The organism is Collimonas sp. (genome assembly GCF_039923675.1).
In the GTDB taxonomy this organism is placed as follows: Bacteria; Pseudomonadota; Gammaproteobacteria; order Burkholderiales; family Burkholderiaceae_D; genus Collimonas.
Window position 1 is genome coordinate 41,499 of sequence record NZ_JBDTCG010000053.1, and the last position, 20,303, is coordinate 61,801.

The 20,303-nt window shown below is 55.8% G+C and carries 16 protein-coding genes; all 16 read right to left on the reverse strand.

Going from position 1 to position 20,303, the window contains the following annotated elements; all coding sequences use genetic code 11:
• Window positions 1–41 precede the first annotated feature (41 nt).
• Complete coding sequence (locus ABI171_RS10780; protein WP_348092561.1) at window positions 42–1,829, reverse strand: DUF885 domain-containing protein; 1,788 nt, start codon at window positions 1,827–1,829, stop codon at window positions 42–44.
• 90 nt (window positions 1,830–1,919) lie between these two features.
• Window positions 1,920–3,674 (reverse strand): diguanylate cyclase, encoded by a 1,755-nt coding sequence (locus ABI171_RS10785; RefSeq protein WP_348092562.1) that lies wholly within the window; start codon window positions 3,672–3,674, stop codon window positions 1,920–1,922.
• Window positions 3,675–3,876: 202 nt separating this feature from the next.
• Window positions 3,877–5,025: a glycosyltransferase family 4 protein gene (locus tag ABI171_RS10790; RefSeq protein WP_348092563.1), complete on the reverse strand. Its 1,149-nt coding sequence runs from the start codon at window positions 5,023–5,025 to the stop codon at window positions 3,877–3,879.
• 37 nt (window positions 5,026–5,062) lie between these two features.
• Window positions 5,063–6,205: a glycosyltransferase family 1 protein gene (locus tag ABI171_RS10795; RefSeq protein ID WP_348092564.1), complete on the reverse strand. Its 1,143-nt coding sequence runs from the start codon at window positions 6,203–6,205 to the stop codon at window positions 5,063–5,065.
• Window positions 6,180–7,592: a glycosyltransferase family 1 protein gene (locus ABI171_RS10800; protein WP_348092565.1), complete on the reverse strand. Its 1,413-nt coding sequence runs from the start codon at window positions 7,590–7,592 to the stop codon at window positions 6,180–6,182. The genes ABI171_RS10795 and ABI171_RS10800 overlap by 26 nt, the downstream gene beginning before the upstream one ends.
• On the reverse strand, window positions 7,589–8,866 hold the full coding sequence (locus ABI171_RS10805) for an ABC transporter ATP-binding protein (RefSeq protein WP_348092566.1): 1,278 nt from the start codon (window positions 8,864–8,866) through the stop codon (window positions 7,589–7,591). Before ABI171_RS10805 ends, ABI171_RS10800 begins: the two co-directional genes overlap by 4 nt.
• Window positions 8,866–9,678, reverse strand: coding sequence for an ABC transporter permease (locus tag ABI171_RS10810; protein WP_348092567.1), 813 nt, complete (start codon window positions 9,676–9,678; stop codon window positions 8,866–8,868). Before ABI171_RS10810 ends, ABI171_RS10805 begins: the two co-directional genes overlap by 1 nt.
• A 2-nt stretch (window positions 9,679–9,680) precedes the next feature.
• On the reverse strand, window positions 9,681–11,168 hold the full coding sequence (locus tag ABI171_RS10815; protein ID WP_348092568.1) for a mannose-1-phosphate guanylyltransferase/mannose-6-phosphate isomerase: 1,488 nt from the start codon (window positions 11,166–11,168) through the stop codon (window positions 9,681–9,683).
• Window positions 11,169–11,181: 13 nt separating this feature from the next.
• A complete protein-coding gene (locus ABI171_RS10820) occupies window positions 11,182–12,153 on the reverse strand; it encodes a GDP-mannose 4,6-dehydratase (RefSeq protein WP_348092569.1) in 972 nt (323 codons plus the stop codon).
• Window positions 12,154–12,204: 51 nt separating this feature from the next.
• Window positions 12,205–13,155: a GDP-mannose 4,6-dehydratase gene (locus ABI171_RS10825; protein WP_348092570.1), complete on the reverse strand. Its 951-nt coding sequence runs from the start codon at window positions 13,153–13,155 to the stop codon at window positions 12,205–12,207.
• Between the two features lie 54 nt (window positions 13,156–13,209).
• Window positions 13,210–14,058, reverse strand: a complete 849-nt coding sequence (locus tag ABI171_RS10830; protein ID WP_348092571.1) for a class I SAM-dependent methyltransferase — start codon at window positions 14,056–14,058, stop codon at window positions 13,210–13,212.
• Window position 14,059: 1 nt separating this feature from the next.
• Window positions 14,060–15,259 (reverse strand): acyltransferase, encoded by a 1,200-nt coding sequence (locus ABI171_RS10835; protein WP_348092572.1) that lies wholly within the window; start codon window positions 15,257–15,259, stop codon window positions 14,060–14,062.
• A gap of 19 nt (window positions 15,260–15,278) precedes the next feature.
• Window positions 15,279–16,160 carry a class I SAM-dependent methyltransferase gene (locus ABI171_RS10840; protein WP_348092573.1) on the reverse strand — a complete coding sequence of 294 codons (882 nt, stop codon included), beginning with the start codon at window positions 16,158–16,160 and terminating at the stop codon, window positions 15,279–15,281.
• Window positions 16,157–17,482, reverse strand: coding sequence for a glycosyltransferase (locus tag ABI171_RS10845; RefSeq protein ID WP_348092574.1), 1,326 nt, complete (start codon window positions 17,480–17,482; stop codon window positions 16,157–16,159). The genes ABI171_RS10840 and ABI171_RS10845 overlap by 4 nt, the downstream gene beginning before the upstream one ends.
• Window positions 17,479–19,143 (reverse strand): glycosyltransferase, encoded by a 1,665-nt coding sequence (locus ABI171_RS10850; RefSeq protein WP_348092575.1) that lies wholly within the window; start codon window positions 19,141–19,143, stop codon window positions 17,479–17,481. The genes ABI171_RS10845 and ABI171_RS10850 overlap by 4 nt, the downstream gene beginning before the upstream one ends.
• A gap of 448 nt (window positions 19,144–19,591) precedes the next feature.
• The gene (locus ABI171_RS10855; RefSeq protein WP_348092576.1) at window positions 19,592–20,056 is read right to left on the reverse strand and encodes a transposase; all 465 of its coding nucleotides are present in this window, start codon (window positions 20,054–20,056) and stop codon (window positions 19,592–19,594) included.
• Between the last annotated feature and the right edge of the window lie 247 nt (window positions 20,057–20,303).

A 20,303-nucleotide genomic window follows, 5' to 3' on the forward strand; every position in this document is an offset into this window, starting at 1 on the left:
GGCCGGCCTGGATACATCCCAAGCCGGCCGGACAGTAAACATTATTTGGCTGCGGCCTGCTGCGCAATCCAGCCGTCGATCTGCGTTTCAAGCATTTCCAGCGGCAATGCGCCGTTGTCGATCACCGCATTGTTAAAATGCCGCAAATCGAACTTGTCTCCCAATGCCGCTTGCGCCTTTTCACGCAGCGCCTTGATCTTCAACTGACCGATCTTGTAACCGAGAGCCTGGCCCGGATCGACGATGTAGCGATCGATCTCGACCCGGTTGTCGTGTGGCGGATTGGCAGTGTTCACGTTCATGTAGTCAACCGCCTGCTGCCGCGTCCAGCCCAATGCATGCATGCCGGTATCCACCACCAACCGCGCAGCACGGAACAGCTCGTCATTGAGATGGCCGAATTTCGAATACGGGTCGGTATAGAAACCCATTTCGCCGCCCAGGCTTTCCGCATACAGCGCCCAACCCTCGCCAAAGGCGACATACCAGCCGAAACGGCGGAACTCAGGCAGGCCCTTGATTTCCTGCGCACGTGCGGTTTGCAGATGATGGCCCGGCACCGACTCGTGCAAGGTCAGCGTTTCCATTTCCCATTTCGGGCGCGTATCCAGTTTCGACAGGTTGGCGACGAAATAACCGGGACGCGAACCATCCGGGGTACCCGGCTCGTAATAAGCGCCGGCCTGGTTTTCCGCACCAACCTCAGGCACCGGCTTGACATCCACCGGTGCCCGTGGAATCTCGGCAAAGAAGCGCGGCAGCTGCGCTGAAGATTTCTTGATGATTGCCTTGTAGCCGGCCAGCAGGTCTTCCGGCTTGGTGAAATAGAAACGCGGGTCGGTATTCAAAAACCTAATGAATTCAGCAAACGTGCCGGTAAATCCGGTTTGCCGCATCACCTGCTTCATTTCGCCTTGAATCCGCGCCACTTCCTGCAAACCGATGTCGTGAATTTCTTGCGGCGTCATGTTGGTCGTGGTGTTTTCCTTGACCTTGTACGCGTAGTACGCAGCGCCGCCTGGCAAACTGGAAGCCGCAATGCTGTCGCGGCAAGCCGGCAGGTAAGTGTTGCTGACGTACGCTTCCAGTTTGCGGAAGGCAGGCGCTACAGCGTGCTGCAATAATTGCCGGCCTTGGTGCGTCAACTGCGCCCGCTGTGCTGCAGGAATCGAGGCCGGCATATTTTTGAAGGGTGCCGCCAGAGGGCTGCTGTCCAGCTTGGCGACGAATTCCCGCAGCTGTCCGGGCACCACACTCATGGTGACTTTAGGCGCCACCCAGCCGGATTTGACGCCTTGCTGCAATTGCGCGATCACGCCATCGACGTACTTTGGCAGCGCTCGCAGGCGCCCCAGATAATTGCGGTAATCCCCGGCGTTGTTAAACGGCGTCTGCGCCACCAGTTGCGGAAAATCGAACTGGACGCCGCTCAGCTGCGTGACAGGCGACGGATGGTAGGGATAGAAATCGGCAGCCTGGATATTCTTTTTCTTTTCGTAGATGAACAGGTCGTAGGACAGCAAGTCCTGGCCGCTCAGTTTGTTGCGGTCAATGCGCCCGGCTTGCGCCAGCATCTGCGCCTGATGTGCATTAGCTGCCAGGCTGGCGGCCGGCGATGTGTCCGATAAGCGATCGTTATAGCGATTGTCGCCCACCGCCGTGGCCGTCTCAGGCGAATTGCGCATGCTCCATTGCCAGTCGCTGTCGAATAGTGTGTTGAGTTGCTGCTGAGGGGTCGCTGTGTCGCTGGCTGTGTCACTGGCCGTGTAATTGGCTGCGTGACTGAACGGCGTCAGCAGCAGCGCAAAGAGAAAAACGACTTTTGGCATGCATGTCTCCGGAAATTAGCTCGCCATTCTAGCAAACTAGCCGAATTAATTTCTCAAAGGAAATCGTCGATGACTTTGCTTGGCGCTGTGTCACATCCCCAGTTCACGGACCCGGTCATGATTTTCTGGAAGAGGGCCGTCGGTAGCCAACCCTGTTTCCCCGGTTGCTGTCATGACCCTGTTGCGGCCGTCGTTCTTGGCTTTGTACAAGGCCAGGTCGGCGCGTGCGATCAGGCTTTCAAGCGTATCGTCATGATCAAAAGCCACGACGCCGAAACTGGCGGTAATCTTGACGATCACGCCGTCATCCAGCTGAAACTGGCAAGCATCGATCTCACTGCGCAATTTTTCCGCTACTGCGCAGCCTTGACTCAGATCGATTTCAGGCAGCAGCAGCAAAAATTCTTCGCCGCCATAGCGGGCCAGCAAATCGACCTTGCGCCGGAAACGACGGCTCAGCTCTGCCACAGTACACAGGACCTGATCGCCGGCCTGATGTCCGTGCCGGTCGTTGACCTGCTTGAAATGATCTACGTCCATCAAGATCAATGCCAGCTGCCGCCGATAGCGCAGGGCGATACCGAATTGCTGCTCTCCTTGTGCAAAAAAGGCGCGCCGGTTGAGCAGGCCGGTCAGAAAATCCGTATCGGAAGTGGCTTGCAATTGAGCGATCATCTGTTCCCGCTCCTTGCCAAGCGAAATTCTCTCCTGGCTATGCGCTTTCAGTATATGGATGGCGCGCATCATGTCGCCGATTTCATCGTCATAGCGCGGAACCGGGACGGCGGCAATCGGCTGTTCGCCTGCCAACGCAACGAATAGATCGGTGGCGTCCAGGATAGGCCGCAAGACACGCTGCCGTATCACACGTAGCAACACGACAAGAATGCCCAGAGCCAGAATCGCCAAACCGACGGTCCCCAGTAAAAGATAACGCGCCCGCTGATTGCGGTACTCGGCTTCACGCAGCATTTCCGTGATGATCATATCGCGCAGATGAGGAATTTCCGCCATCCTGGGCACGTAGCGAGCCACCACCTGCTCCGAGGTCAGGCCATAGTCTCCCGAAGTGCGTCCTATGATAAACAAGGCATTCAGAAGATCCTGCGCTTCTCCCATCCAATGATCGCGGATACTCTCCAGCGCCGCCGTGAAATCCGGTTTGTGGCCGTAGCTGCGCAACTGCAGTTCGATCACAGAATACAATTGTTCGGCGTTACCCGAGAGCTTGGCGAACGCGTATCTCTCTTGCGCACTGAGAGGCCGTTGCGCAACGATGGCTGCGGTCAGGGTGGAAGCCATCTGGCCGGCGATATTACGCAGGCTGGAGACCAGTAGTGCGCTGTCAACACCGTCATGCGATTGTGGATCGGCCTGGACAGCGATGCTGGAAAGAGCGGTGACGGTGGACGTAAAGGCATCCACGGCAGTCATCGCCATGTCGATTGCGGCACTGACAGCATCCGGATCGCGTTGCGCTTTTGGCCGAAGCGCCAACTGACCCACCTCTTTGCGCGTGGCAGCGAGCGCGTCCTCAGTTAACTGTACGTTCGCCGCCACCGAGGCCAGCCATGGACTGGTTTCCGTCCGCAAGGACTGCCGCAAAACGGCCAAAGACTGATCGCTGGCAGCCCGCGCCGGCGTCAGCCTGGCGAGTGCCGCTGCGCCCTCCTGCATATCTTGTCGGAGCAGAGAGTTGCTGACCCCGCGTTCAACGATCAGCTTTTCTTCGGCCTGCAACGCCAGATGCAGATTCCTGATCGCGGGTATGCTTTCCGTACTGCGCTGATATGCAGCCCATTCACTATCAATAATCCTGCCGGTGAGAGTCAGAAAAAGCAGCATCAGCAACGTAGAGATCAGCCAAAATAAGCGATTTAGTGACATATGAAATGACATAAGTCCAGACTGACATCTGGCCAAATGTAATCTATAGTTTTTAATAGTTAAACACTATTAAAATGAATTATTCAATAGCTTATCTATTGATCGATCGTATCACAAATCACTACAGGATCAATATCGTGGCTGTCGTCTTGCAGCAGGCTCACACCCCCATGCTTGCGTGCTGCTCGGTCAATCCGTGCATTGCCAGCACATCACGGTAGAGTGATGCATAGCTCTCGCCCATCACCCGCGCGGTAAACAATTTATGATAACGCGCTTGCGCGCGAAGTCCCATTGCCTGCGCCTGATCGGGGTTATCCCATAACTGTTGCATCGCCGCCCTGAAGGCGGCGGGGTCGCTAGGAGGCACCACAATACCGGTTTCGCCGTGGTTATTGATATAGCTGGTGCCGGTGCCGATTTCGCTGGAAATCATCGGCTTGCCATACATCGCGCCTTCCAGCAAAGAGATGCCGAAAGCTTCCGAACGCAAGTGCGACGGAAACACCAGCGCATAGCATTGCCGCAGCAATGCGACCTTGTCTTCATCGCTGACGATGCCCAGGAAGATCACATTGCTCAACCCCTCTTCGGCGACGCGTCGTTTGAGTTCCTGTTCGATCGGGCCGGCGCCGACGATCACAATCGGATAATGGGTTCCGCGCGCGGCGTCCAGCAGGATATGCAAGCCTTTGTAATAACGGATAGCGCCGACGAACAGGAAGAAACGGCCGCCAATGCGATTTCGCCATTCGTCCATCAGGGGTTCCGATGGCGTTGGATAGCTGCCTTTATCGAGCCCGATGGGAATTACCTGGGTTTTATCCTTGTAGTCTGCCAGTACCGAACTGGTTTGCAGGTAATTGGGCGACGTCGCGACGATTGCATCGACGCTGCTGAGAAAGCGATGCATCAAAGGCCGGTACAGCTGCAGCAGGACTTTATAACGCACGATGTCGGAATGATAGGTCACCACGCTTGGCTTGTTCATACGCGTGACGAAATGCGCCAGGTCCATGAACGGCCATGGAAAGTGGTAGTGGACAAGATCGAAATCCTCAGCCAACTGGGCAAAGCGCTTGATGGCGGCAAAGGAAAAGCCGGTAGAAGCGATGTGCAGATCCTGCTTGACCCGGTGCACCTTGTGTCCGTGATACATCAGTTCCGCCGGCTCAGGAGATTCGCTCAGCGTCAGCACCTCGCTTTCAATGCCACTGGAAGGCGAGCATTTGCATAGCTGGTAAATAGTCTGCTCGACGCCGCCGTATGATTCCGACTGGTATGTCTTGTAAAAATGAAGAACTCTCATTGCATCCTCTCCCGCATCCTCTAAAAACCAACTTTATTTAACTCTCTGAAGCCTGTCGATACACATCTGCAGTAATTGCAGCCGATTTCGCCCATGAGAATTCGTGAGAACGCTCCAGGCCTGCGGTCCTGCTAGCCGTCCAAACCCCGTCGTCTTCCAGAAGTTGACGTATTTTTTCAGTCAAACCGACCTCGTCCTGCGGATCGACATAAGTCCCAGCGCCGGCGGCGACTTCTTCCATACTGGACCCGCTGGATGTAATCACGGGCGTGCCACTCGCCATTGCCTCCAGCACCGGCAAACCAAAACCTTCGTACAAAGACGGAAACACCATAACCCTGGCAGCTGCTGTGACAGCAGCCAAATCTTGTTGATCCAAATAGCCGGCGAGACGCACGTAACCGGAATTAACCGCCTGTGACAACACACCGGTCAATTCATCGGTACGCCAGCCGGCCATGCCGACTACCAGCAGCGGGAATCTGGCGCGCGCAGCGGGCGATAAACGCGCATGCGCCTTCAACGTCAGCAACAGATTTTTTCTTGGCTCTAGCGTACCGACTGACAAGATAAATCCACGATAGTGCAGACCCAATTTTTGCAGGCTTGCACTCAGCTGATGTTCTTCTCTTGGATGAAAAACATCGGAACAGCCGGACGGCGCCACCACCACTTTTTTATCCGATAATCCGAAGTGGCGCCTGACTTCTTGTCCGATGAATTCAGAGACAACCAGTATGCGGCTGGAACGGGTCAACGCCGAAGGCAGGCGACGTTCAATTTCCTGTAGACGATCCGCGGGCTGCGTTTGCGGATAATGCAGGTGCGTCAAATCATGTATCGTCATCACCGTCGGTCCATCAAACTCGAGGGGCCATAAACTGGGCTCGTGATAGACGTCAGGCCGTATCCTGCGGATTCCCAGATTGAAGCATTGTTGCTCAACGATGCGGCGCAAAGCGTAAGCGCTCGGCAGGAAACGCTTGGCAGCGCCAGCACATCGCGAGTATCCCGGCATGGCGCCCGTAGCCAATTTTCCATGCCAGTCAAAGCCAGAGAAATATTGCATGCGCAAGCCGGGATTCTGCTGCAACTCCTGCGCCAGCTCAACAACATAATTGCCGATGCCAGTACGCGGTGCGCGCAGAATTTTGCTATTCAGTGCAATGGTCAGGTGCATGACTGTCGCTTTGTAACTGCAGGTGGGTCGGATCGCAAATTGAATGATGAGACATCACTCGTCTCACCAGCTGTCGTGTCGAATCCTCCCAACTCAACCAGGTCCAGTGTGTCATAGGTTTCTTCGCCGGAAAAATGTCTGTCAGTTCAAATTCGGCGACCAGCCGACTTAAAGACTCGGACTGAGTTAAAGAAAAATAGGCGGTATAGTCACCGCCAATTTCGTGAAAAACCGGGATATCGCTTGCCATCGTCGGCAAACCCCGCTGCATGGCTTCCACCAGCGGCAAACCGAAGCCCTCCACGAATGACGGGAAAACCAACGCCTTCGCACCGCTGTAACAATATTCCAATTCGGCGTCGCTGAGATCATTGAGCATGAATAAGCGTCGACCCAATTCGACGTGCTTTTTCACGCGATCGATCAAGCGCTCATTCTTCCATCCGATGCGCCCGACGAAACACAGGACTACATCAACGCCATCTGCCCATGATTTTTCAAACGCATCCAGCAGATAGGCGTGATTTTTGCGTGGTTCAATGGTACTCACCATCAGGTAAATCGAACGGCCCGATGTGAATAATTTTGATACTTTTCTGCGTATCACCGTATCCCTATGGACCAGATCCAACTCGGAGCCGAGATGAAAACAATCAAACCAGCGCTGATCGCTCCGTTCATTGCCCAAACGTCGCCGCACTTCATTCTGAACTTCATCGCGAATCGTGCTGGAGATGGCAATGAAGCCGTTGGCGGTGTTTGCAACCCACTCAAACCAGCGATCAAATACCTGTACCAGAGGCGCATCGCAAAATTGTGGGTGGGTCAATGGAATCAAATCGTAGATGACTGACACGATCGATATGCCCTTTCGCTGGAGTTGCTCTGCTATCGGAAAAAAATTCGCGTGCCAAGACGAGTCCAGCAACACCAGGATATCGTCAGACTCGCATTCGATCTCTATGGCGCGCGAGCTTTCCTGGATCACCTTCAGGATCTGTTCTATCAGATAGATAGCCAACGACAACGGCATGCAAAACAAATTCCAGACTTCAAAAGTCAGCTTTCGCATAACACGAGAAGCCTTCCATGGCCATCGCGGTTGAAGGCGCGCGTGAATCAGCCAATAAAAATGTCGCATGCGTACAAGTTTCTGCGCTACTCTTTCCAAGAATATTTGCAAACGGCCGTGCCAGGTGTCGCGGTGCGTTGGCTCCAACTGAGTGACTTCAAGTATTTTTCCATCTTTGAAGATAACTGGAATGCAGGTAATTTCTTCTTGAACCGAAGATAAATTATTAACAATATTACGCACCACGCGTTGTATCCCCGAGTTCACTCCGGGATGATGATATACATAGGTGCATTCGATCAATAATCTGCTCATGCTCCCACTCCATTTTCGACTGTACCTAAACAACGATCTTTGGCACGACTGAGGGGCCGCTCCACAGTTATTTCGGCGTCCAGGAAAGCGCAACCGACAAAATCGGGATGCCGGGTATTGATCACATGGAAAATAACGCTATAGTCGCGCCACTCATAGTTGGTATCAAGATGCGAGTCCAGCCGCGACAAGGAAATTGCCACCGAATAGCTACCTTTGCCCAGGTTCACCGGAAATCGGCAGCGATACACCAGTTCTTCATCGGCCAGCAAGTCAGTCTGGGGGCTGTCAAGCCGGTGGGTGTTGATGCCAAAGATCGACTGTCCCAGTTTGTCCTTGATCATGTAACCCATCACCAGCCGCGGTATGGCGGTATTGATTGCAACCCGTATTTCCAGCGTAGCGTAGGCCCCGACTTCTACCACATCCAGCCGCTTGCCCTCGTCATCCAGCAGATTCACTGATACGATACTGGCTTCACCCGTGCCGGAAATCGTTCTTAGCTTGCCGTCTTCGAGCCGCTCTTGCCTGACGGTTTGCTGCTCGCGCTCCGCCAGCATGGCGTTATAAAAGTCCATCACTTCCACCGGATTGCCCTGCATTTCCAGGCGGCCGCGATTCAACAATATGGCGCGGTCACAGATGGTCTGGATGGCATAACGGTCGTGCGAAACAATCAGCAGAGTGGTGCCGGCGCGCCGGAATTCCCTGATCCGTTCAAAGCTCTTATGCTGGAAATATGCGTCGCCGACCGACAACGCTTCATCGACAATCAACACATCCGGCCGGCTGGCCGTGGCGACGCTGAAAGCCAGCCGCATCTGCATGCCGCTCGAATAGGTGCGTACCGGCTGGTCGATGTATTCGCCGATCTCTGCAAACGCTTCGATCGCCGGCATCAGAGAGGCAATTTCGTCACCACGCAAGCCTTGCAGCTGGCCGGCCATGATGGCATTCTGCCTGCCGGTAAAATCCGGATGAAAACCCATACCGAGCTCCAGCAGCGCCGCTACCCGTCCCTGGATATCAATGGTGCCGGTGGTGCCTTGGGTAGTTCCGGCAATCAGTTTCAGCAAGGTGCTTTTGCCGGCACCGTTGATGCCGACGATACCTACCGCTTCACCAGCCTCCAGCTGGAAATCGATGTCCTGCAAGACCCAGTGCAACTGATGACGCGGTTTGGCAAACGGAATTATCCATTCAACCAGGCGCGCCCAGCGGCCGCCATATATCTTGTAGGCCTTGCCGAGGCCTTTCACCGTAACCTTACCCATCAGAGTTCATCCACCATTTCCCCTGCGTGCCGGCGAAACAGCAGCATTCCGAAAACACACAAGGCGACGCTCAGCAAAGTAATCGCCCACAGGTCGTGCCAGTGCGGCCATGCGCCGCTGACAAAAATTCCCTGGTAGGCGACGATCAGCGCAGTCATCGGATTAAATTTGAGCAAGGTTTGCGCAGCGGCCGGCAACGTGGAAATAGTATAGACAATCGGCGTGAACCAAAACCAGAATTGCAGCACGATGCCGAACAGTTGGCCGATGTCCCGGAAAAATACGTTTAACACCCCAAGCACAATCCCCAGACCGGCAGAAAACAGCACTTGTACAAGCAGCAACGGCAACATGCCGAAGAAGACCCAGCCGGGGAAATTACCGGACACCAGTAAAAAACCAAGGAACAAGGCAAAGATGATGGAAAAATTCAAACCCGCGTTCATGACCGTAATGATGGGCAGGCAAATGCGCGGAAAATTCAGCTTCTTCAGCATATTGCCATTCTCCAGAAACATGTTTTGCATGCGCGATACAGTCTCGGTAAAAAATCCCCATGTCAGCAAGCCGGCACACAGGTATATCCCGTAGGCGAACTGGCTACTGGCATTGGGCAAGCGCGCATGCATCATTTGCGAAAAAATCACCGTATAGACCACAATCATGGCCAGCGGATTCAGCACCATCCAGGCGGCACCCAGCATCGAATTGCGATAGCGCGACTGGAACTCGCGCTTGACGCTGCCGACAATAAAGCCGCGGTAATGCCATATCGAACGCAACAAGGTTGGCGCCTTTGTCTTCTGCATCATCTTCAACACTGCTTGCACCTGCCGTACTTGTCGTCAAAGCGCACGATATCGTCTTCGCCCAGGTAAGCGCCGCTCTGCACTTCAATCATGACCAGTTCCAGCAAGCCGGGATTTTCCAGGCGGTGACGGGTGCCGGCAGGTATGTAGGTCGATTCGTTGGTGTTGACATAGATTTCCTTGTCGCCGTTCACCACCTTGGCCATGCCATGCACAACGACCCAATGTTCACTGCGATGATGATGCATCTGCAGCGACAGCGAAGCACCCTGCTTGACGACGATACGCTTGATCTTGAAATTCGGGCCTTGTTCCAGCAAGGTGTAGCTACCCCACGGCCGGAACACGGTGCGATGCAGTTTGTAAGTATCGTGTTCGGTGCTCTTGAGCTGATGCACGATTTTCTTTACGTTTTGCACGTGATCCGGATGCGCGATCAGAAGTGCGTCAGGCGTGTCCACCACGATCAGATTATTGACGCCGACAGTCGCCACCAGACGCTGTTCAGAGTAGATATAATTGTTTCCGCTGTCGATCAGCACCGCTTCACCCAGCACCCGATTTCCCTGTTCGTCAGGTTCGACCAGTTGGCGCAAGGCGCCCCAGGAACCGATATCGTTCCAGTCGAAACCGGCCGGTATCACCGCGACCCGGTCCGAGCGTTCCAACACCGCATAGTCGATCGAAATATCCTCCATCGCCATGAAACTCTCGCCGTCCAGCTCCTGCAGCAAAACGCCGGCCGTGGGACTGGCCGGGCTGGCTTCAATGCAGGCAGTGGCCATTGCCAGAATTTTCGGGGCGTGCTTTTCCAGCTCGCTTAAAAAAGTCGACACCGAGAAACAGAATATGCCGGCATTCCATAGATGCTTGCCGCTTTCGACAAAGCCGGCGGCACGTTCGGTGTCCGGCTTTTCAATGAAACGCTTTACCTGAGCTGCACCATCGCTGTCGATTTCTTCGCCGCACTCGATATAGCCAAAACCGGTTTCCGGCGTCAGCGGCCGTATGCCGAAGGTCACCAGGTAACCTTGCTTGGCGACTTCCACCGCATGCCGCACGGCTTCGGCGAAACATTCGACATCCTTGATCAAGTGATCTGCCGGCATTACCACCATGATGGTGTTGTCGCCGTGCAGAGCGCGCAAGGATACCGCTGCCGCAGCGATCGCCGGCGCCGTATTGCGTCCCGCTGGCTCCAGCATGAAATGCGGATGATGATGGATCCCCAGATCGGCCGATATGTATTCGTCTTTGCTCTGGAAATAATAGTCGCGATTGGTCACGCTAAGAATGTCGCCGCGGATGCCGAGCTGCGCCACTCGCTGATAGGTCTTCTGCAGCAGGCTTTTGCCGTCCGGAAGTTTGATAAAGGGTTTCGGGTGTCCCTCCCGCGAGACCGGCCACAAACGGGTGCCGGCGCCGCCCGAAAGCACCACCGGAACGATGACTGCGGTTGCTGTTAATGGAATACCGGGTTCTGGCGTGCGCATTTTCCGTCTCCCCTTATTCTTTAACTACGCGGCGCATATCTGCGTCGACCATTTGCTGCATCAATTGCTCAAGAGCGGTTTTTGGTTTCCAGCCCAGTTTGCTGTGCGCCTTGGCGGGATTGCCGAGCAAGATATCCACTTCGGCGGGCCGGAACAGTTGCGGATCGATCACCAGATGATCTTCATAATTCAGATCGAGATGGGAAAAGGCAATCCGGCACATCTCGCGCACGCTGGTAGTGACACCGGTGGCGATCACATAATCCTCAGCCTGCTCTTGTTGCAGCATCAACCACATTGCTTCGACATAGTCGCCGGCGAATCCCCAGTCACGCTTGGCGTCGATGTTTCCCAGCCGCAGCTCGCGTTGTTTGCCGAGCTTGATCCGCGCCGCCGCATCAGTCACCTTGCGCGTAACGAACTCGATGCCGCGCAACGGCGACTCATGGTTGAACAAGATGCCGCTTGAGGCATGCAGACCGAAACTCTCACGATAGTTGACGGTGATCCAATGGCCGTAGAGTTTGGCGACGCCATACGGACTGCGGGGGTAGAACGGCGTGTTCTCGTCTTGATGTTCAGCCTGGATCAGACCGAACATTTCGCTGGTGGAGGCTTGATAAAAACGCGCCGCAGGAGCGAACTGGCGGATTGCTTCCAGCATGTGAGTGACGCCCAGGCCGTCCACCATGCCGGTGACGACCGGCTGGTTCCAGGAAGTGCCTACAAAACTCTGCGCACCCAGATTGTAGATCTCGTCAGGCCGGGATTGGCAGACCGCGCGTATCGTAGAAGTCGCGTCGGCCAGGTCGCCTTCGATGAACTGCAACTGTTCCAGGATGCCCAGTTCGCGCAGGCGCCACAAGGTGTCGCTGCTGCGCCTCGCTAGCATGCCGTAAACTTTATAGTCTTTGTCCAGCAATAACTTGGCAAGATAAGCCCCGTCTTGTCCGGTCACCCCGGTAATCAATGCTGTTTTTGTCATCAGGTGTATCTCCGTTATTTTATTTTGTGTTCTATCACGTCACGCCTGCCGTTACAGCCGCGGCTGGACCGCAAGCTCGGCGCCGACCCGCGCATCCCAGTCCTGCAGGACGCTCAATAAAGTCTGTTGCATGGGAATGCCGGGCTTCCACCCGGTTGCCTGAGTAATTTTGCGATTGTCGCCCTTCACGCGGCGCAGATCGGATCGCCGCAGCCGCGCCGGATCCTGTTCAATCACGGCGTCGGTCTCGGTCAGATAAAGCATGCTGGCGATCATGTCGCGAATCAGGTATTCCTTGCCCGAGCAGACGTTATATATTTCGCCGCTCTGCCCCTTTTCCAGCAAGTTCAGATAAGCCGAAATGACATCTTCGACATCCAGGAAGTCACGGCTGACATCGACATCGCCGACCTGGATGCGTGGCTCTTGCAAACCCAGCCGGATGCGCGCCAGCTGTCGCGCGACGCTGGAGATCACAAAGTCTTCGCGTTGTCCCGGGCCGATATGGTTGAATGGCCGTGCGATCATGATGCGCCACGGCAGATTGCAACTCCACTGATAAGACAACAACTCTGCCGCCGCTTTGCTGACCGCATAAGGATTTTGCGGGCGTGGCGGCTGTTGCTCGCTGATCGGCAACAGCTCGGGATTCACCTTGCCGTAGACATCGCCGGAACTGACATAAAGAAAAGTACCGTCGAAGCCGCTTCCTTGCAGTGCCTGCAACAGGTTCAGCGTTCCCTTCAGGTTGACATCCAGCGTACGGCCGGGATCGCGGAATGCTTCCGGGATAAAGGTCTGTCCGGCGAGATGTATCACCGCATCCGGACGCAACTGCTGCAGCACATGGTCGAGCGACGCCGGTTCCAGCAAATCATAAGTATTTACGGGGGCAACCAGCTCCCAGCCATGCGCGGCAACGCTATGTTCGCGCATGCGCTCGAAAGCCTGCCCGACAAATCCGGATTGCCCGGTGACAAATAATCGTTTCAGCTGCTTCATACGCAGTCAATCCTTCCCTGCAGTTTTACGCTTGCATACATGCATTGGTTCCCATCATGGCTTGCGCGCTATGATGACTTGGCTTTTCGGCATGAAATCATTCAACGCGTTCCTGACATGCTCGCCGTTCGGACTATCCATCAGGGTTTCCCAAGTACTTGCCCAGCTGTCCAGCAGAGGGTGGCGGGCATCGCTCAGATCAACCTTGCAGACCCAGAAAAACAACCACCAGACCGACCAGTAAAAACCGTAGTACTCGTGCCGCTCGATGGTCAGGCCGGCTGCGGTCACCATCTTTTCAAATTCATCGCGCTGGATGATGCGGATGTGGTTCGGCTTTTCGAAATGCGAAGCCGGCGCCACTTTCTTCTGCAAATGCTCTTGCACCGGATCAGGCACCGACAACAGGTAATGCGAACCCGACCTGCCCACGCGCACCAGCTCGCTGAGAAATTGCGCCGGATCGTCGACGTGCTCCAGCACCTCCATGCAAATCACCTTGGAAACGAAACCGCTTTCCAACGCCAATGGATTGGCGTCGCCCACCAAGCCTTGCACCAGCCGCGCAGGCGTATCCGCCAGCCGCTGCCGGGTCGACTCGACCTTGGCGGCATCGATATCTGCCACGATCACATGGGCGCCGCGATTGGCGCAAAACAGGGAATTACCGCCATCGCCGCAACCGATATCAAGCACCACGTCATCAGCGGTGATGACAAAACCACGATACAGTTCGTCGCTTTCCTGCAGATACCAGCCGCTCGCCAAGGCATCCCGCAGGCCGACATGGAAAGAATCTATCGGCGCACTCGCCACTGCCGGCGCAACTGCCGTTGCGGGAGCCGCAGGAACCACTAGTTCCTGATCGCCAATGCCAAACAGATTCTTGAGGAATTTTTTCATACTATGATTTTTCGCTATCCACGGTAATCGCAGACTGGTTGCGGAATCTGGCCAACCAGCCTTGTAACCAGTCCTGGCGCAGATTGATGCGTTGCGCCAGTTTTTTTCCATAAGCGCGGAAAGGCGTTTCCACAAAGCGATAATTCAGTTCGCTGAAAATCAGCAACAGCACCAATGCGGTCAACCCCAGACGCAGATTGTAGCTGCGGTCGAAGATGGTATTTACCGGCGCCAGCCGGAACCAGATTTCGCGGCTGGCCAGATAGGCAGGCATATGCGTCAGGTAGAGCGCGTAAGAACGGCTGCCGAACCACAGGAAAACCCGTTTGAAGGGATTGTCCGGCATCAGGTAGTCTTTGTCGTAAGAGGCGATGAATACCAACGCAATGGAGATCAGCGCTACGCATCCCACCCAGAACCGGAAATTCTCGAAGCGCGAGGCGCCCATCGCAGCCAGCCCGATCGCCAATAGCGCCAAGACGATCCAGCGCAGCCACACAGGATTACGCAAGAAAGTCGGTTCGAAACGGCGGTAGCTATCCTTGACGCTCCAGATTGCCAGCAGCACGCCCAATAACAGCGCATCGGAACGGGTGGTCATCAACGGCAGGCTGATATGACGGTTCGCCAGCAGCTGATAAATGGCCGGCACCAGCAATACCCATGGCAGCCAGCGGCGGAAAACAATCGCGACAACCGGCAGCAGCAGGTAGAACTGTTCCTCCAACGACAGGCTCCAGTAGGGAAAACTGGAACCATAGTCAGAGCGGCCGAAGACGGCTTGCAGGCGAAAGTTGCCATAATTGAAAACGCCCGCCAGCGTCGCATCCAGATTGGTTTTCAGCAGACCGAATACACCGGAATGATTGAAGGCGACGGTCGCCACCAAGATCAATCCCAGCCACAGCCAGGCAGACGGCCACAGGCGCGAAGCGCGGCGCACCCAGAAGCTCAGCATGACAGGGAATTGCCGGCCCTGGCTGGCGTTAAGGCGTGGAATCAGGTCGCGCGCGATCACAAATCCCGAAATGGCAAAGAACAGGTCTACGCCGGTCCAGCCGCCGAAATTGGTATAAAGAATTTCAAGTATGTGATTCGGCTGACCGAACAAATTGAAACGCGAATGCTCGAACAATACAAACAGCACCGCGATCCCGCGCAGCAGTTCGATGTCTTTGATTCGATGATTCATCTGCGTCATGTGCAATTGGCTCCGAATGTCAGCTACGGTCAGGCTTGCGGGCGATGATGGCCTGGCTCTTGGGCATGACGCTATCCAGCACCTGCTTGATCTTGGCGCCCTCCGGCAGCGAAATCAATTGACGCCAGGTATTCGCCCACTGGTTGAGCAAGGGCGGGAACGGCGGTTTGATGTTGTCGCGGGTGGCGTCCGATTGTCCGCTCTCGCCGGCTTCGGTGGCCCAGTACAGGCACATCCAGATCGACCAGAAAAAACCGGAGGCATGGCGATGTTCGATCTGCAGGCCGGCGGCGCTTACCAACGCGGCAAATTCGTCGCGCTCGAAAACATGGATATGGTTAGGTTTCTGGAAATGCGACGGCGGCGCCAGCTTCTTTTGCAAGCCCTCGCCAACCGGATCGGGCACGGTCAACAGATACAGCGCTCCGGGTTTGCCGACCCGTACCAGTTCGGCCAGCACTTGCGCCGGGTTGTCGACATGCTCCAGCATTTCCATGGCGATGATGCGGCTGGCGCAGGCATCGGGCAGCGGCAGCGGATCGGTGGCGCAGACCAGCGCCTGCGATGCGCGCGCCGGGCTGGCAGCGACTTTGACGGCGAGCTTTTCCACTTGCGCCGCATCGGTGTCTGAAAAAATCACATGGGCGCCACAGCGAGCGGCAAACATGGTGGCGCCACCCTCGCCGCAACCGACATCCAGCACTACATCGTCGGGCGTAATCGCAAAACCTTCCAGCAACTCGCCGCTGTCCTTGCGATACCAGCCGCTCTGGACGTTATCGACCAGACCGCAAATACGCGAATCGACCACGCCATCGGCCGCCACCAGCAGCGGCATGTCGGCTTTTTCCACCGTTTTCGCTGGAGCTGGCCGCAGCAAGTCACGCAGGAACTTGATCATGCGCCCGCCTTCTCTTCTACATTGTCGCCCTTGTTCCGACTCATCTCGGGCAGAGCGGAGATGAAATCCTGCAAGCGTTGTTTGACCACGGCCCGCGAACAGTGCAGCTGAAGGGAGTTTACAGCGTGCTCTGCCATCCGCGCGTATTTTTCCGGCTCTTTCTTGGCGACCTCGTAACTGTCTTTATAGGCCTTCAGCAAAGTGGCCCAGTCTATACGGTAGCGCAAGGTGCGGTAAGCCTGGCGCGGATCGTGCGGCCAGTGACTTGGCTCGGTATTCGAATCCAGCACGAAGGCGTTATCGCTATCGATGTAGTCGGCCATCGCCGTATTGCGCGGTGCAATCGCAGGTTTACCGCAGGACATGAACTCCATCAAAGGCAGGCACTGGCCTTCGCCATGCGAAGTGTTCAAGACATAGGTGGTGGCGGAGACCAGGTTTTCGTAGTCGGCATCGCTCAGGTAGCCATGGATCAGTAAAATCCGGCATTTGAATGGCGTCAGCTTATAGACGTTTTCCAGCAGATTGTCGATGCCGATACGCACATCGTGGTGCGTCAATTTCAACACCAGCGTGGCGTCGGCGACGTCGCGGAAGGCCCAGCAAAAGCCGCTGATCATGTCGTACCAGTTCTTGCGGCCGTCATATGGATTGAAGACAGAGGTGTACACCACGCCGTCGACATGCACCTTGACCGGTTCGCGCCGGGCCAGCGCCGGTGGCCGCAGCAGATCCGGCTTGGGATCACGCCGGCGCGGCGGGCTGTACGGAGACAGGTCGACCGTCCGGCTGTCGATGACGGTACCGGCGACATGCAGGTCGACGCCGCGGGGATGGTTGGCAATCGATAATTTTTCACGCAAGGCTGCAAAACGGTCCCATACCGGCGCAGGGATCGCCGCCACCGGAAATACCAAGGTCATCGCCTGCCGTACCGAGTCTGCGGTAAATGCCGAGTGGGTAATCGCGCTGCCGACGTGACCGAACACATAACGCCAGTCGTGACGCGGCTCGCCAAACCAGACTTCGTTCGGCAGCGTACTGAATTCCCAGGCAAAAACCGGGATGGTCGGGCAGGCCAGGCCGACCGCTGTTTTATGCGGCGGCGAAAACGACAGGAAGATGCAAGACTCGCCATGCGCCTTGGCGCTGCGGTAGATGTCATCGACTTCCCGCGCGGGGTCGGTCACCGTCACCACGATGCCCAATTGTTCCAGCACCGGACGGAACTCCTTGAGGACGAAGTAATAGCTGTATTCAGGCAAACCCAGATTCGACACAATCGAACCGGCATTGGTATCGGAATAAATAATGATGATCATCTGGCGGCGGCTCCAGACAAGGCCATGGGCGATCCTGTCGCCCGCGCGGCATGTGGCGGCTGCGCCAGCATTGCGCCCTCCTCTTCCAGCTGGAAGAAACTGCGCAGCTGTTCCTTGACCACGGCGCCCGAAGCGTACGATTGCATGCGCGCCATGGCGTGCTTGCTCATCGCCAGATATTGCTCCGGCTGCTGTTTCAGCCCTCGATAGCTGTCTTTATACGCATCGCAGATCGACTCCCAGTCGAGACGGTAGCGCAAGGTACGGAACAAGTCGCGCGGATCGTGCGGCCAGACATTGTGTTCCAGGCTAGACTTGACAATAAAGGCAGCGCCGTCGTCGACATAGTCTTCCATCGCAGTGTGCAGCGGCGCGATGACCGGTTTTCCGCAGCACATGAACTCCATCAGCGGCAGGCACAGGCCCTCGCACAACGATGTATTCACGTAGTAACTGGTGGCGCCGATCAGCTCTTCGTAGGTAGCGTCATCGAGGTAGGCATGCAGGGTCAGCACCCGGCATTTGAACGGCGCGAGTTGCGACAGCAAGGTCAACAAGGTGTTGTGATACAGCGAGAGATCGCGCTCGTTCATCTTCAGCACCAGCGTCACGTCCTCGACTTCACGGAAAGTCCAGCAAAATGCGGTCACCATGTCGAACCAGTTCTTGCGGCCATCCTTGGGACTGAGGATAGAGGTATAAACCACGCCGCTCAGGTTGACCAGTGCTTCCGGCTCCAATGGGGTCGATGAGGCCGATGAAGCCAGCGCGGCGGGCGTCGCCGGAAGTGGTTCGGCTTCCTCTTGCACCGGTACGGGCCGGCGTTCGTAGCCAAGCACGGCGCGCCCGAGCGCGGCGCCGCCACGGCCGCTTGCCGACACCGCGCGAGCCAGCCACAAAGGCAGCAAATCGCGCAGGGCCTCGCGGTACCAGTTCAACATATGGCGCTTTGTGACAGCCAGTCGATAATGCACGCTCCGGTCTACGGCTGCGGGCTCGGATGGCGCTTCAGCTTGAACTACAGTGGGCAGAGGCGGCTGAGCAGGCGACGGTGGCGCCATCTCTTCCTCCACAGCAGGGAAGGCAATATGCGCAATCAATCCGTCTGCCGACAGTCCCAGCAAATGGCTGTCGATCACGGTACCGTGCAAGCGCAGCTCGCTTTGCATGGGCGGCAAGCTGGCGCCAAATCGGGTACGCGCGCCGGCGAACTGCTCCCACAAAGGGGCCGGCACTGCCAGCACCGGGAACTCCGCTCCCATCGCGTCCTTGACCGTGCGTGCGGTATAGCTGGACAGGGTGATTGCACGGCCGTGGCTGCCGAAAACTACGCGCCAGTCGTTGCGCCGGTCTTCATCCCAGATTTCATCCGGAATATTACTGTATTCCCAAGCGAACACCGACAACGTCGGGCATTTAAGATCGATCAGGGTCTTGTTCGGAGGGGAGAATGAGAGGAAAACGCATTCTTCGCCACGCTGCCGGCAGGCGTCGAAAAGCGGATCGACTTCGGTTTCAGGATGCTGCACCAGGCTCACGGTACCCAGCTCTTCCAGCACGGTGCGGAAAGCTTTCAAGACAAAGTAGTAGCTGTACTCCGGCAAACCAAGGCTTTTGTTGATTGCACTTTCGCCAATATCCGAATACAGAATGAAATTCATCAAAATCGTACTTTTAATCGAATGTTAATCGTCTACATCATCACCGCAGCGATAAACCGCGCCGGTATATTGCTGCTTCAGACTTGTCTCAGCCCCGTAGTCGAGGCCATTCTTTTTTATGCGTGGAAGGAGTGCGGGAGCAGCCAGGCGACGCATCACCAAGAAAGTTTCTTTTCATACACTCTCCATTGGGGATGATACCTGATACCGCGCGACGGTAGTGGAATGCGGGGAGGCTTTAGAGAGAGGCCCCTATTATGCGGAACGTTGTCCACATGGATTTTTTTTGCTGAGGCCATAGGAAAAAGACGGTCCAGGCTTGTGCGCAAACCGAATTTGCGGTGCAGCAATACACATGTTGATTGCTGCATCATGAAGCAGTCACCATTAGCGCCAAGCGGCAATACCACTTGGCGCCGACAACCGCCGGGACAGCTGCTTTATGCGATCAGCTGGTCTGAACGTCGTTGCTCACCAGCCATACCCACGATGACGAGAGTTCGTCGGCGCGCGGCTGCTTGGCATTGGCAGCGGATGCAAGGGCGCGGCCGTATATCTTGACGTTGGCGCGCCGGATCGATCTTTCCGTATTCAGCCGGGTATGTTCATCGCCAAGGACAATGATGGCCTGCAAGATCACTTGCAGGTCATGGTCATCGGCCAGATTCTCTGCCACGCGCCGCCAGACATCGGCTTTGGTCCAGCGCCGGAAACGCATGTAACTGGTTCTCCAGCGGCCAAACTCCGGCGCCAGGTTACTCCATGTGCCGGCTTTCAGCGCAACCCAAAGCACCGCCTCCATGAACAGGCGATTGTCACGGCCGCACATGCCGGAATCCCCTGGCCGCCCTATCAGCAAAGGCTCCAGTTTCTCCCATTGATCATCTCGAAGAACGCCATTAATTTTCTGCATCTATCTACTCTTTGTATGTTGAACTTGAATCAGGCAGCTTGATTTGCCCTTCAGCAAATCTTTTTCTTTTGGAAATCGCCGGATCGCATCCAATCGGTTACCCCTGTCGCTATGTGTTCACCGATTTGTTAAGTTCGGCGACAGCATGCAAGCAAAGAGTAAAAGCAAGAGCCTTACGAAACCACTGAAAAATTGGATTTTTAACTATAGTTCACATAAATTAACGATATTTAACCCTCTAATGAGG